Origin of the sequence: Leeuwenhoekiella sp. ZYFB001 (assembly GCF_011784865.1) — a bacterium.
GTDB classification, from domain to species: Bacteria; Bacteroidota; Bacteroidia; order Flavobacteriales; family Flavobacteriaceae; genus Leeuwenhoekiella; species Leeuwenhoekiella palythoae.
On record NZ_CP050460.1, the window covers coordinates 1,050,207 to 1,063,191 of the forward strand.

General features: G+C 38.3%; 16 protein-coding genes. 10 read left to right on the plus strand and 6 right to left on the minus strand.

What is annotated here, in order from left to right:
• Positions 1–597 carry a response regulator gene (locus HCN54_RS04630; protein ID WP_167596743.1) on the plus strand — a complete coding sequence of 199 codons (597 nt, stop codon included), beginning with the start codon at positions 1–3 and terminating at the stop codon, positions 595–597.
• Positions 545–1,111, plus strand: coding sequence for a biliverdin-producing heme oxygenase (locus HCN54_RS04635; RefSeq protein ID WP_167596744.1), 567 nt, complete (start codon positions 545–547; stop codon positions 1,109–1,111). The genes HCN54_RS04630 and HCN54_RS04635 overlap by 53 nt, the downstream gene beginning before the upstream one ends.
• On the opposite strand, the gene HCN54_RS04640 is transcribed toward HCN54_RS04635, so the two are convergent.
• From HCN54_RS04640 to HCN54_RS04655, 4 genes are read right to left on the minus strand one after another with little or no spacing between them, the layout of a single operon-like run.
• Entirely contained in the window at positions 1,108–2,298 is a 1,191-nt protein-coding gene (locus HCN54_RS04640) for a class I SAM-dependent methyltransferase (protein ID WP_167596745.1), read from the minus strand. The two genes, HCN54_RS04635 and HCN54_RS04640, sit on opposite strands and share 4 nt — an antisense overlap.
• Entirely contained in the window at positions 2,288–3,391 is a 1,104-nt protein-coding gene (locus HCN54_RS04645) for an AI-2E family transporter (protein ID WP_167596746.1), read from the minus strand. Before HCN54_RS04645 ends, HCN54_RS04640 begins: the two co-directional genes overlap by 11 nt.
• Complete coding sequence (locus tag HCN54_RS04650) at positions 3,381–3,902, minus strand: TrmH family RNA methyltransferase (protein WP_167596747.1); 522 nt, start codon at positions 3,900–3,902, stop codon at positions 3,381–3,383. The genes HCN54_RS04645 and HCN54_RS04650 overlap by 11 nt, the downstream gene beginning before the upstream one ends.
• The gene (locus HCN54_RS04655) at positions 3,892–4,542 is read right to left on the minus strand and encodes a DUF4159 domain-containing protein (protein WP_233430636.1); all 651 of its coding nucleotides are present in this window, start codon (positions 4,540–4,542) and stop codon (positions 3,892–3,894) included. Before HCN54_RS04655 ends, HCN54_RS04650 begins: the two co-directional genes overlap by 11 nt.
• A 135-nt stretch (positions 4,543–4,677) precedes the next feature.
• On the opposite strand from HCN54_RS04655, the gene HCN54_RS04660 reads away from it, so the two are divergent.
• The gene (locus tag HCN54_RS04660) at positions 4,678–5,064 is read left to right on the plus strand and encodes a glyoxalase superfamily protein (protein WP_167596748.1); all 387 of its coding nucleotides are present in this window, start codon (positions 4,678–4,680) and stop codon (positions 5,062–5,064) included.
• On the opposite strand, the gene lysA is transcribed toward HCN54_RS04660, so the two are convergent.
• Positions 5,061–6,278 (minus strand): diaminopimelate decarboxylase, encoded by a 1,218-nt coding sequence (gene lysA / locus HCN54_RS04665; protein ID WP_167596749.1) that lies wholly within the window; start codon positions 6,276–6,278, stop codon positions 5,061–5,063. The genes HCN54_RS04660 and lysA overlap by 4 nt on opposite strands.
• 252 nt (positions 6,279–6,530) lie before the next feature.
• Between lysA and sucC the strand changes: the two genes are divergently transcribed.
• The 3 genes from sucC (at position 6,531) to HCN54_RS04680 (ending at position 8,974) form a co-directional block, all read left to right on the plus strand.
• Entirely contained in the window at positions 6,531–7,721 is a 1,191-nt protein-coding gene (gene sucC, locus HCN54_RS04670) for an ADP-forming succinate--CoA ligase subunit beta (protein ID WP_072982650.1), read from the plus strand.
• 263 nt (positions 7,722–7,984) lie between these two features.
• Positions 7,985–8,353, plus strand: a complete 369-nt coding sequence (locus HCN54_RS04675; protein WP_167596750.1) for a hypothetical protein — start codon at positions 7,985–7,987, stop codon at positions 8,351–8,353.
• A 180-nt stretch (positions 8,354–8,533) separates the two neighbouring features.
• Entirely contained in the window at positions 8,534–8,974 is a 441-nt protein-coding gene (locus HCN54_RS04680) for an Hsp20/alpha crystallin family protein (RefSeq protein WP_072982647.1), read from the plus strand.
• Positions 8,975–9,052: 78 nt separating this feature from the next.
• Here HCN54_RS04680 and xerA read toward each other — a convergent pair whose 3' ends face one another.
• A complete protein-coding gene (gene xerA, locus HCN54_RS04685; RefSeq protein WP_167596751.1) occupies positions 9,053–9,949 on the minus strand; it encodes a site-specific tyrosine recombinase/integron integrase in 897 nt (298 codons plus the stop codon).
• 109 nt (positions 9,950–10,058) lie between these two features.
• Between xerA and HCN54_RS04690 the strand changes: the two genes are divergently transcribed.
• The 4 genes from HCN54_RS04690 (at position 10,059) to HCN54_RS04705 (ending at position 12,968) form a co-directional block, all read left to right on the plus strand.
• Positions 10,059–10,658, plus strand: coding sequence for a porin family protein (locus tag HCN54_RS04690; RefSeq protein ID WP_072982644.1), 600 nt, complete (start codon positions 10,059–10,061; stop codon positions 10,656–10,658).
• A gap of 450 nt (positions 10,659–11,108) precedes the next feature.
• Positions 11,109–11,711: a porin family protein gene (locus HCN54_RS04695; protein ID WP_072982643.1), complete on the plus strand. Its 603-nt coding sequence runs from the start codon at positions 11,109–11,111 to the stop codon at positions 11,709–11,711.
• A 100-nt stretch (positions 11,712–11,811) separates the two neighbouring features.
• Positions 11,812–12,237, plus strand: a complete 426-nt coding sequence (gene aroQ / locus HCN54_RS04700) for a type II 3-dehydroquinate dehydratase (protein ID WP_072982641.1) — start codon at positions 11,812–11,814, stop codon at positions 12,235–12,237.
• 5 nt (positions 12,238–12,242) lie between these two features.
• Complete coding sequence (locus HCN54_RS04705; RefSeq protein WP_167596752.1) at positions 12,243–12,968, plus strand: diphthine--ammonia ligase; 726 nt, start codon at positions 12,243–12,245, stop codon at positions 12,966–12,968.
• The last annotated feature ends 17 nt before the right edge of the window (positions 12,969–12,985 follow it).

Sequence of the window (12,985 nt, forward strand, 5' to 3'; positions counted from 1 at the left end):
ATGATCACAGAAGAATTAAAAATTTTAATGGTTGAGGATAATCCCGCCGATGTGACGCTCCTTAGGCGAGAGATCTTTAAAGTGGCAGAAAATGCTGAGGTGATTGTATGCAACAACCTAACAGATTTTAGACTGAATCTGGTTAATAATCCACCAGATCTTATTATATCAGATTACAATCTGCCTACGTGTTCTGGTCTAGAGATTTTAGAAGTTGCCCAAAGGCTGACCCCTTCGGTAACCTTTTTGTTCATCACCGGTACCATAAACGATGAGGAGCTTGCCGCTGATACCATTCTTAGTGGAGCATCTGGTTATATGCTGAAAAAGAATATCAGCAAATTGCATATTCGCCTGGAGCCTTATCTCAATGCCATATCTAAAAATGGCCCAATGATGCATCCGGTGCGTAAAAAAATAGTAGAGAGTAAAAAACTCGTACGCGATATTGAAGTTTTTCTGGAGAATTTTTCTCGTGAAAATATGTCGCATCGCGAAGGAATGCTCAAAATTCAAGAAGACCTTAAACGCCTAAAATCAGGATATGATTTTAAAACACTTAAAGACCCAAACAGCAACTTTACACCAGAAGACTGAAGAAGATAATCTTGCAAAATTTATTCTCGATCACAGTATTGACGTTGCTACATACACCCGATTACTTCAACAAAATTACCTGGCTTACGCCCGTATAGATCGTATTTTAGAGGCCAATAGCACATCTTTAGATGAGAACTTAAAGATGTACGCTGATGCTGTAAAAAGTAAAGCGCTAGCAGAAGATCTAACCGATCTGGGTGCTGAAATTCCACAGGTTGAGTCAACTACAGAACAGTTTAGTAGCGCTTATCTTTTAGGTTTGATCTACGTGGTTGAAGGTTCGATGATGGGAGGTTTGCTTATTAAAAAAAATCTTGAATCTTGTGAGCATCTTAAAGATAAAACATCGCATCATTTCTTCGGAAAATCAGCACCTGAGGTTATGCAACGCTGGAAGAATTTTACCGGTGCGGTAGAAGCCAAGCCATACTCTGAGCAAGAACATCAAGACGCGGTAGATGGTGCGCACGCAGCATTTATGATCTTTAAAGATTCTTACAGCTACTCTTAGATTTTTTCGCAGTCAAGCATAAGGCTTTTACCATTTTCTAAAGTAGTAAAGAAAATATAGCGATCACCACCGCTTTTAATTTTGAATTTTTTCCGTAAATCGGCTACAGAAGCTTTAAAATTACGCGTGGTAATATGCGCTTGTGTTCCTTTAAGCAACTGACTAATCGTCTTTTTTGAATACGGAATACTGTCTTTGATTTTAAATCGCCTGCCTGGAAACTCAATCAATTTCTCTGAAGTATAGAGCTGTGTGTTGACAGCTAATTTATCTAGCTTGTAATGCTCTGAAATCCAATTGAAGGCTCCTAGCTTAAGCAAAGGTGCATTGGGTTCATAAAGGTAGGTTTGTGGCTCATCAAAGGTGGCTTCAGCAAATTGTAATGCGTCGAAATCCAAAGTTACCGGTGCATCAAAATCACTCGAGAGATTTACAGCAAAAAGGCTTAAAGCTTTAGTATCATCTTTTTTGGAAAGTATCCACAATAACTCTTTGACCTCATTTTTAACCGCAATGCTGTGAATTTGTACAACATGTTTCAGTTCACGTAATCCGGCGGTGATATCCAGCAACGGACTCGTTTTAACCATTAGAACATCGGTTTGATCTAATAGCAAGTCCAGGTGTTCAGGGATATTGGGTTCGCAATCCTTCAGCATAAAAACTTTTCCTTTCACCTCATTTCTTCGCGATGGATCTGTAAAGATCAGATCAAAATGAGAAGAAGTACCTTTTAAAAGGTCAATGCTATTTTGATTGAGGGTTTGTATATTCTTTGCGCCCAATACTTCAAAATTATGCTGTGACAGCGCACTGAGTTCAGGATTCAATTCGCAATGGATTACTTCGTCAAATTGCCGACTGAAATAATAGTCATCAATACCAAAGCCACCCGTAAGATCTAAAGCTTTCTTTCCGGAAAATAGACTTGCTTTATACGCTGCGGTTTCTTCAGATGATGTTTGTTCTAAATTGAGTTTTGGAGGGTAGAGTATTTCAGGATGCTTAAACCACGTAGGAAGTTTGCCTTCAGCTTTTTGTAATCCAACAAGTTGCTGAGCTAGTTCGGGACTGCTTATGGCCTTAAAAGGAGAGGAGCTTAATAAAACTTTAGAAACATCTGTTTTATAATGCGCTCTCAGGTATGCTTGAACTTCGGGCTTTAGCAAATTTATATTAAGGCTCATACAGGTTTTTAGTAAGCTTTTGTACGATCTTATATTCTGAGAGAAATTCTTTTGCGATCACTTTGATCGCTGTGTAGGCAGGAATGGCAACAACCATCCCAAAAATACCAAAGATCAAACCTGCGATGACAATCACCAGAAAAATCTCTAAAGGATGTGATTTTACGCTGCTCCCAAAAATTAAAGGCTGATTGATAAAATTATCGATCAACTGCGCAATACAATACCCGATAAACACATAGATCATTTTCGGCAGAATCACCGTTTGAAAGTCGGCAGTAAAATTTCCACTAATCACAAGCAACATCATCACCACGCCGCCAACAACCGGACCAATATAAGGAACCACATTGAGCATTGCACAAAACAGCGCTATTGCAAAAGCATTAGGTATTTGAAAGCTTACCAGTAAAATAGCATAGATGGTAAAGAGAATCATCAATTGCAGTAAAATTCCTAAGAAATAACGTGATAATAGTTGTTTGGTTTTATGAAAAACAATACGGAATCTTTTTTCTTCTCCTGTATTGGCAAAAACGAGAAAACTGTCTAAAAGCAGATGACTGTCTTTCAGCAAGAAGAATGAAATGAAGATCACCGAAAGTAAGCCCACAATTAACGAACTGAAATTACCCAGTATGCTATTGATAAATGTCGGAATCACCGAAATATCAAAATTCTTTATAAAGTCAGATTGTTTGAAACCTTCTATCAGCGTTACCTGATCAACACCCATCGCTCGGCTGAATTCTACATTAAGCCGGTTGATATTGTGTTTTACTTCTTCAAAATTGATTTTACTTATATGCTCACTTTGATCAATTAAAATAGGAATAAACAATGCGAGAATCCCCGAAATTACAATGAGCACCATAATTAGCGTAGCTATTGCGGCAGCAACGGCGCTAAAGCGACACTTGTTTTTTAAGAAATTTACCACTGGTCTTCCTATCAACGAAATGACCGCAGCAATACAGATAAATACAAGTACTGCCTGAATTTTATACAAAAACCATAGTATAAATACAATTCCGGCGATGATCCCCAAGGCTCTGAGAATGCCGTATGCAATGACTTTAGATTTATCTTTCATGTTTCGGGGCATTTAATAATTGGTATGCGGCGATAGCGGCAGCTTGGCTCACGTTCATACTGCTGTTTTTGCCGTGCATCGGGATGTAGGTTAAATAGTCTAATTGCTCTAAAATACGCTGGTCAATTCCGTGCCGTTCATTGCCTAAAACTAAGGCTATTTTTTCAAATGCTTGATGTTTAAATATTTCCAGCGGAATACTTTGCGTGGTCAGTTCGAGACCTATACACGAAAAACCTTCACTTTTCAATTGCAGAAGAAGGGTTTCAGCATCTTCCACGGCGGTGTACGCTACCTGCTTTTCACAGGAACGTGCAGTACGCTTGAGGCGGGTGCTTTCAAAATTAAGACTTGCCTGGCAAAAATAAATATGCTCAATACCTAAAGCATCTGCAAGCCGAAAAAGACTTCCCGCATTTGCCGGACTATTCACGCGATCACAGACCATTACAAAAGGTAATGATCGTGGTGCTATTTGCGTCTCTTCGTGATTGAGTTGTTTAGTTTTCAAAGGCGTATTTTATAATATTAGCGCCCATTTTTAAAGCTTTTTCACGAACTTCAGGAGGATCGTTATGAACAGCCGGACTTTCCCAACCATCACCTAAATCACTTTCTTTAGTGTAAAGTATGATCAGGCGTCCTTCTTTAAACAACCCGAATGCCTGAGGTCTTAATCCATCGTGTTCGTGAATTTTGGGTAATCCCTGCGGAAAAGCAAAAGCACTGGAAAACACAGGGTGATCTGCCGGCAACTCGATCAATTCTTCTTGGGGATACAATTTCTTGAGCTGCGGTCTCAAGTATTCATCAATACCATAATTATCGTCTATGTGTAAAAAGCCACCACTGTTTAAGTAGTCTCTTAAATTGCGCAGCGCATCTTCAGAAAAATAAACATTACCGTGCCCGGTCATATGCACAAAAGGATATTGCATTATGGCAGGATCTGTGGCTTTAATTGTTGCTATATTAGGGTCAATGGCTGTATGAATAGAAGTATTGCAAAACTGAGCTAGATTGGGTAACGAGGTAGGGTTAGCATACCAGTCGCCGCCGCCTTCGTATTGCAATACCGCTATTTTTTGAGCACAAAGCACATGAGATCCTGTGAATAGCAGTGTTAATAAAGAGCAAAGCCAAAGCTTAATCACGTAGTTTTAGTTTTTTAAATTGAAAACGAAAATACTTATTTTCTAGCCAACGCACTATTTTTTAAAATTTCATTAGGGCTTGGCGAGCATAAAAGTTAAAACGCTACTAACCCCTTTCAAAAAATAAGGTTTATGAGTGCCTCTAATTCTGATTATCTCGCTCAGATCATACCCATTCTTCCCGTAAAAGATGTACTGGAAGCCCTAGAGTTCTACATCAAAAAACTTGGCTTTGAATTGGTTTTTATTGATGAAGAACGCCAGCCCCGTTATGCGGGTATTCGCCGCAATAACATCGCGCTGCATCTGCAATGGCACGAAGCTTCAGAATGGGAGCAGGACAAAAACAGACCTATGTTGCGCATTCAGGTGCAAGGTATTGAAAGCCTTTACAAGAAGTACCAGCTTATGGGTGTATTTCACAACCATACTTCGCTTGAAGAAAAGCCTTGGGGTACTTTAGAATTTGCCTTTTACGATCCGTTTAAAAACGGTCTGATCTTTTATGCCGAAGCTTAAGCTTTGACAGTTTCTTTTAGAGGAATTTGATTTTTGATCAAATCATCAAAAGTTTCGCGCTCACGTATAAGATGTGCTTTTCCGTCCAGGAATAATACTTCAGCCGGGCGATATCTTGAGTTGTAATTACTCGCCATACTGAAACAATAAGCACCGGCATTACTAAAAGCAAGAATATCACCTTCAGCGATTTCTGCAATTCTTCGGTTTGTCGCAAAAGTATCGGTCTCACAGATGTATCCTACAACTGAGTAAAAGCGCTCACGGCCTTTGGGGTTGCTGATATTTGTGATCTCGTGGCGGCTTCCGTAGAACATTGGGCGAATGAGATGGTTAAAACCACTATCTACTTGTGCAAAAACAGTAGAGGTAGTTTGCTTGATCACATTAACCTGAACTAAAAACTTTCCGGCTTCGCTCACAAGGAATTTCCCGGGCTCGAATACTAAGGTTAGTGACTTGCCATAGTCTTTCTCAAAAGCATTAAAACGCTTACTCAATTTATCACCTAGTTCTTCAATATTGGTTTCAATATCACCTTCTTTATAAGGCACTTTAAAGCCGCTGCCAAAGTCTAAAAATTCAAGATCCTTAAAATCTTTGGCGGTATCAAATAAGATCTCCGCAGCGTGAAGAAATACATCAATATCAAGAATGTCACTACCGGTATGCATATGAATACCGTTGATGTTCATTCCGGTATTTTTTACGATACGCAGTAAATGTGGAATCTGGTGAATACTGATCCCAAATTTGCTATCAATATGTCCAACAGAAATATTGGTGTTTCCGCCCGCCATCACGTGCGGATTGATACGTACACAAACCGGAGTTTTAGGATGCTTGGTCCCAAACTGCTCCAGAATAGAAAGATTGTCAATATTGATTTGCACCCCCATCTTTGCAACTTCTTCAAGTTCGTCTAAAGAAACGCCATTAGGAGTAAACATAATTTTAGATGGATCAATACCCGCTGCAAGGACAAGACGTACTTCTTGAATACTTACCGTATCCATCCCGGCTCCAAAACCGTGAATCAATTGAAGCACAGCAAGATTAGACAAAGCCTTCACTGCATAATTGATGCGCAGGTTTTTAACCTTTTTAAAAGCACCGGTAAGACGTTTATATTGAGATTCAATTTTTTCAGCATCATAAACATAAACGGGACTTCCGTGTTCTTTTGCGATCGATAGCAAGTTTTGGTGGGTCATAATCTTAAATTTTAAGCCTACAAATCTAGTATAGATTATTTAGTTACAGGCAGTCTTCACTTAAAAAAATAAGCCTTTCGTTATATTTTAAACGCAATCTGGCCTGTGGTTTTTAATTTGATCCTACACGCCTTACGCAAAGGTTTTAAAATTGCCTTAGGAATAGATAAATCAGAAGTAAATTGCTAGCAGGGTTTGCGCTAAATACTTATTTTTGCTCTGCAAATTTCAAATTTATAGAAACGCCTGATTATGAATCTACACGAATATCAAGGAAAAGAAATACTTAGCAGTTTTGGAGTGCGTATACAGCGCGGTAAAGTAGCAACTACTGCTGCAGAGGCAGTTGAAGCTGCAAAAAAACTTACAGAAGAAACCGGTACCGGTTGGCACGTAATTAAAGCGCAAGTACACGCCGGAGGTAGAGGAAAAGGCGGTGGAGTAAAGCTGGCTAAAAACCTTCAAGAGGTGGAGCAAATTGCAGGAGAGATCATCGGTATGAATTTGGTAACTCCTCAAACTTCAGCCGAAGGTAAAAAAGTACACCAAGTTTTAGTTGCTGAAGATGTTTACTATCCTGGAGATAGTGAGCCGGAAGAATATTACATGTCTGTTTTATTAAACAGAGCTACCGGTAAGAATATGATTATGTATTCTACCGAAGGTGGAATGGATATCGAAGAAGTTGCAGAAAAAACTCCACATCTTATTTTTACTGAAGAAATTAATCCTGCGACAGGACTGCTTCCTTTTCAAGCGCGCCGCATCGCTTTTAATTTAGGTCTTAGCGGAACTGCTTTTAAAGAGATGACCAAGTTTGTTGCTGCACTTTATAAAGCGTATTCAGCATCTGATTCTTCACTTTTTGAGATCAACCCTGTGCTTAAGACCAGCGATGATAAAATTATGGCTGTAGATGCTAAAGTATCTTTAGATGATAATGCATTATACCGTCATAAAGATTACGCAGCAATGCGTGACAAGCGTGAAGAAAACCCAGTAGAGGTAGAGGCTAAAGAAGTTGGGCTTAATTACGTGGATCTTGATGGAAACGTAGGGTGTATGGTAAACGGTGCCGGTCTTGCAATGGCAACAATGGACCTTATCAAGCAAGCAGGTGGTGAACCGGCTAACTTCTTAGACGTAGGTGGTACAGCTGATGCAGAGCGTGTAGAAACTGCATTTAACCTGATCCTTAAAGATCCTAACGTAAAAGCCATTCTTGTAAACATCTTTGGAGGTATCGTACGTTGTGATCGTGTTGCTCAAGGTATTGTAGATGCCTATAAAAATATGGGAACGATCAATGTACCTATTATTGTTAGACTTCAAGGGACCAATGCAGATATTGCAAAAGAATTGATTGACAATAGTGGTCTTGATGTACAAAGTGCTATTCAATTTAAAGAAGCAGCAGATAAAGTACAGCAAGTATTGGCTTAGTTGAAAAGTTATAAATTCGCTTAGGCGAAATGAAAAGCTTCAGATTTTCTGAAGCTTTTTTTTATGCTCAAAATTTTATAATCAATTTTTCATAAAAGGCTACCATTCAAATTATTAGCGTTGACTTAAAGGATTTAGTTTGCGTTGTAACTCGCTGATTTTCAAAACATAAAAGCGTTAATAATCTGTTAAACTAAAACGTTTGCTGTAACTGTTTGACACCTGTACCGTCTTTATAGTACATCATTCAAAAATCAAACATTATGAAAACGTTTAAAACAATGCTACTTGCAGTTGCGATCAGCTGCGGTACCGCGCTAAGCGCAAACACCACTGAACCAACCGAGCCAACCGCAAAAACTACGAGTGAGGTAGTGAAGCGGGCAATGAACAAAGAAATTGCAAATCTATTGGCCGAACCTAATTTTAACGTTGAGCAAACTACCTCGGTAAAAGTTTCATTTACGGTAAATAAAGACAACGAGGTTGTGGTGCTTAATGTAGAATCAAAAGATGTGTCTATTGAAAAATACATTCAAGGACGTCTTAATTATCAAAAGTTAGATTCTAAAGCTTTAGTGGGGCAAACTTATCACGTGCCTGTAAAATTAGAAAGCACGTTGCAAATGTGATTTAGTTAGTAGGAGAACCCGGCGTAAGCGCCGGGTTTTTTTATGCGGTTTTGTGAATATTTTGCCATTTTGACACCTCTACTTAGTGTTTTTATGACAAAAAGTCTTTAAAAAATGTATTGGTATTCAAATTGCTAAATACTAGGCGTACTAGATTAATAACAATAAAATTTAATAGATATGAGCTTAGTAAAAAGAACAAACGAAAATTGGTTACCATCAATCTTTGATGATATGTTTAAAACCGATTGGCTAGGAGGAACTACAAATGTAAATAGCATTGGTGTGAGTATTCCGGCAGTGAATATCATTGAGAAAGATAGCGGATTTGAAGTGGCTGTTGCTGCTCCCGGTAAGACTAAAGAAGATTTCAATATCGAGTTAGATAACGATGTGCTTACCATTTCGGCTCAAGAGCAAAAAGAATCAGAAACTAAAGAAGAAGGAAGATTCACCAGACGTGAGTTTAGCTATAGTACGTTTAAACGTGCATTTAGCTTACCTGATACGGTGAACAGTGCGAAGATTGAAGCTAGCTATGAGAATGGGGTTTTAAATATTGTAATCCCTAAAAAAGAGGAAGCTCAAGTACAAGCAAAACGCTTGATAGAGATTTCCTAAGTGTTAAGTAAGTAAGTTTTTTTGGTTAGTGAAGAGTCCCGAGTCATTAAATTGATTCGGGATTTTTTTTGTTTCATATTATTTCCGTGGAAGATACGTATTCAACACCTCTGCCAGATGCGAGCGATTTACGTGCATATAAACTTCAGTAGTGGTTATACTCTCGTGTCCTAACATTTGTTGAATAGCACGCAAGTCGGCACCATTTTGTAATAGATGAGTCGCAAAACTGTGTCTAAACGTATGCGGACTGATTTTCTTCTTGATTCCGGCCTTTTTGGTATGCTGCTTTACGAGCGTAAAGATCATCGCTCGGGTGAGCCGCGCTCCTCGCCGGTTGAGAAATAGTATATTTTTGAATTCTGGTTTTGGAGATTCGTGTATTCTAATTTCATCTCGATAGATCTCGATATACTTTTGAGTTATCGGCGCAATAGGTACAAAACGTTGTTTATCACCTTTACCGGTAACGAGAATGTATCCTTCATCAAAAAATAAGTCAGAAAGTTTCAGATTCAAAACTTCAGAGACCCGCAAGCCGCAACCGTACAAGGTTTCAAAAATAGCTCGATTGCGTTCTCCTTGTGGTGTACTAAGGTCAATCGCATCAATAATCTGATTTACTTCTTCTTCTGAGAGTGTATCCGGAAGTTTTCGGCCAATCTTTGGCGCTTCGATAAGTTCAGTAGGATTGTCTGTGCGTAGCTCTTCAAATACTAAATATTCAAAATAGCCTTTCAGTCCAGAAATTAAACGTGCTTGTGATGATGCAGTCAATTCTTTGGCGTAGGTATAAATGAATTCTTGAAGCTGCTCTTTAGTGATAGAAATAGGAGACGCTTCTACAGCATTTAAATCCAAATACGTGATGAGTTTAGCGATATCCAGGCCATAATTTATAATGGTATTCTCAGAAAGCCCGCGTTCTATCTTTAAGAATAATTTATAGTCTTTTAACGATTGTTGCCAATTCACAAATCAAATAGGGGTTTTTTAGGAATTTTTTAATTATAGTTTATAAAAGCCTTAATAGTTTGGTATTTCTTCTGCTCCTAGCTTTGTCCCAAATCTAAATATAAAAATCATGAAAAAATTATTTTTAGCAGCAATACTAGTATTCGGAGGAACCTCTTTAATGCAAGCGCAAAGCGAATTGGCATTTGGTATCAAAGGTGGTGTTAACTTTTCAAATTTGACCGGCGACGGTTTTGATGAATTTGACGATGATAGCGCCAGAACATCTTTTAATTTAGGTGCTTTAGTTGAAATTCCTGTAACTGAAAAATTTGCAATTCAACCTGAGGTATTCTACTCAGGACAAGGTTTTGATTTAGTTCAAAGAGACGACGCAGAAGATACAGAGTTTCAATTAGATTATATTAATGTACCTGTTTTGGCTAAGTTTTACTTAGTGCAGGGATTATATGTAGAAGCCGGCCCACAATTAGGATTTTTAGTAGATAGTGAAATAGAAGGTCCTAACGCAACTTTAGGCTTAAATGAAGACAACTTTAATGATATCGACTTTGCTGGAGCAGTAGGAGTAGGATATAAATTTAATGGCGGTCTTTATTTAAACGCACGCTACACACAAGGGTTTACAGATATCTATGATGGTGAAACCGGAGACAACGCTACTAAAAATGGAGTGTTTGCAGGATCAGTCGGCTTCATTTTTAACTAGAATAACACACAAGCATTTTGTGAAAAGCACCTTTTTAAGGTGCTTTTTTTTTTGCTGCTTACTAACGGAACAAAACCCTGCTGCCTATTCAATTATTAAATAGGATTTACGGCTACCGACTTCATAGGATACCAGTTCAACTCCAATTTGAGCTAGTATTTTTAGAAGTTCATCTATCCAAAGTTTCAATGAGCATAGCGTTAACACTATTTAAGAAATTGAAAAAAAATAGGCGGAAATACAATAAACTAAAAGTATTTCTCTATCAGTATTTTAAAGTGATTTTCTAGGGGTGCCAAATAGCTTCTTTTTACTAAAAATCAGAATATCAAGAAGTTTCGTAAAAGCTTTTTGTTGGCAATATTTTAGTGAAAACTTAGAGAATCATTAATACTTGTGAAGCCTTGCAGCATCTAGCTTTGTTCAAAATTTAAACAACAAATTATTCTTATGAAAAAGCTATTTTTAATTGCAAGTTTTATGGTTTTGGGTGGTGCAGCAGCACAAGCTCAAGATGCCTTTCACTTTGGTGCAAAAGGTGGTGTGAATTTCGCGAATATCGCAGGTGATGATGCCGCAGATCAAGAATCAAGAACAAGTTTTTATGCAGGTCTAGTTGCTGAGCTTCCTATTTCAGAAATGTTCTCTATTCAGCCTGAGGTTATTTACTCAGCGCAAGGTTCTACGATCGCTGCTATTGATGAAGACAATACATTTGATGTAGATGATAATGTAGAATATCAATTAGATTACATTCAAGTACCTTTAATGGCTAAGATTTATCTTGCTGACGGTTTCAGCTTACAAGCCGGTCCTTCTTTGAACTTTTTAGTAAGTGAAGAGATCGATTTTCAACCAACATCTGCTTCAGGAGATATTGATATCGAGGATGGGGCTAACAATTTTGAATTTGGTACCGCTGCTGGTTTAGAATACCAGTTTGATAACGGGTTATTCATTCAGGGGCGTTATACCAGAGGTTTTACTAAGATCTATGACGATGTGAGTGCATACAACTATGCAATTCAAGCAGGTGTAGGTTTTGTATTCTAAAACATTGTAAACAACCAACCAAAAAGTATAGCCTCGCAATAGCGGGGCTTTTTTTATAGTCCATTTTTAAATTACCTTTACCTAACAATTTAATCTCCCAATGGCTCAAGAACTCAAAATACTCATTATAAACGGACCTAACCTCAACTTATTAGGCAAACGCGAACCTGATGTTTACGGAAATCAATCTTTTGAAGATTATTTTTCTAAGCTTCAGTTTCAGTTTAAGGAGACTGAGCTTTCTTATTTTCAGTCGAATAGCGAAGGAGATCTGATCACTAAAATTCAAGAGGCAGACGCTATTTTTGATGGAATTGTACTTAATGCTGCGGCCTATACGCATACTTCAGTAGGCATTGGCGATGCGATCGCTGCGGTTTCGGTACCGGTGATCGAGGTGCATATTTCTAATACGTTCGCACGGGAAGCCTTCCGTCATCAATCTTATATTTCAAAACACGCTAAGGGTATCATCGTAGGTTTTGGCTTGCAGAGCTACGATTTAGCGATACAATCCTTTCTGTAAATATTTTGCAAAAAGCCTATTTCAATTGGAGTAGTGGTAAGGATTCTGCTTTGGCCTTATATAGAATTTTAGCCGAAAGGGAATTTGAGGTCACTAAACTGGTCACGACTATTAATACGGATGTTGACCGGGTTTCTATGCACGGTTTGCGCGAAACTTTATTAGATCGTCAGGCGGAAGCACTCGGTTTTCCATTAGAAAAAATTCTACTTCACGGAGCTATCTCGATGACTGAATATTCTGATGTTTTGGGTGCTGCAGCGCAAAAAGCAGTTGACGAAGGCAATACACACAGCATTTTTGGGGATATCTTTTTGGAAGATTTAAAAGTGTATCGCGATGAGCAGTTGACTAAAGTAAGGCTGAAAGGAGTATACCCACTATGGAAAAAAGACACCAAGCAGTTAATAACTGAATTTGTTGAACTGGGCTTTAAAGCAATTACCGTTTGCGTTAATGGAAAACATCTGGACAAATCTTTTGCCGGAAGAATTATAGATCATCAGTTTATAGCCGATTTGCCTCCGGAAGTTGACCCGTGTGGAGAAAACGGCGAATTTCACACCTTCGTATTTGACGGACCTATTTTTTCAAAGCCAATTCTTTTTGAGGTGGGGGAGATTGTAAAACGCTCTTACAAACCCAAAGGCGATCAAGAAGACAATTGCTTTTCAGATGATGAAAAACCTTGGGACACCGAATTCTATTTTTGTGATTTGATACCTGTATAGTATCTTAACTGCGTTTG

What these genes read in the sequence shown, in the direction of transcription:
- HCN54_RS04630 (WP_167596743.1), top strand. Translation starts at nt 1, where the DNA reads ATGATCACAGAAGAATTAAAAATTTTAATGGTTGAGGATAATCCCGCC.
- HCN54_RS04635 (WP_167596744.1), top strand. Translation starts at nt 545, where the DNA reads ATGATTTTAAAACACTTAAAGACCCAAACAGCAACTTTACACCAGAAG.
- HCN54_RS04640 (WP_167596745.1), bottom strand. Translation starts at nt 2,298, where the DNA reads ATGAGCCTTAATATAAATTTGCTAAAGCCCGAAGTTCAAGCATACCTG.
- HCN54_RS04645 (WP_167596746.1), bottom strand. Translation starts at nt 3,391, where the DNA reads ATGAAAGATAAATCTAAAGTCATTGCATACGGCATTCTCAGAGCCTTG.
- HCN54_RS04660 (WP_167596748.1), top strand. Translation starts at nt 4,678, where the DNA reads ATGAGTGCCTCTAATTCTGATTATCTCGCTCAGATCATACCCATTCTT.
- lysA (WP_167596749.1), bottom strand. Translation starts at nt 6,278, where the DNA reads ATGACCCACCAAAACTTGCTATCGATCGCAAAAGAACACGGAAGTCCC.
- sucC (WP_072982650.1), top strand. Translation starts at nt 6,531, where the DNA reads ATGAATCTACACGAATATCAAGGAAAAGAAATACTTAGCAGTTTTGGA.
- HCN54_RS04675 (WP_167596750.1), top strand. Translation starts at nt 7,985, where the DNA reads ATGAAAACGTTTAAAACAATGCTACTTGCAGTTGCGATCAGCTGCGGT.
- HCN54_RS04680 (WP_072982647.1), top strand. Translation starts at nt 8,534, where the DNA reads ATGAGCTTAGTAAAAAGAACAAACGAAAATTGGTTACCATCAATCTTT.
- HCN54_RS04690 (WP_072982644.1), top strand. Translation starts at nt 10,059, where the DNA reads ATGAAAAAATTATTTTTAGCAGCAATACTAGTATTCGGAGGAACCTCT.
- HCN54_RS04695 (WP_072982643.1), top strand. Translation starts at nt 11,109, where the DNA reads ATGAAAAAGCTATTTTTAATTGCAAGTTTTATGGTTTTGGGTGGTGCA.
- aroQ (WP_072982641.1), top strand. Translation starts at nt 11,812, where the DNA reads ATGGCTCAAGAACTCAAAATACTCATTATAAACGGACCTAACCTCAAC.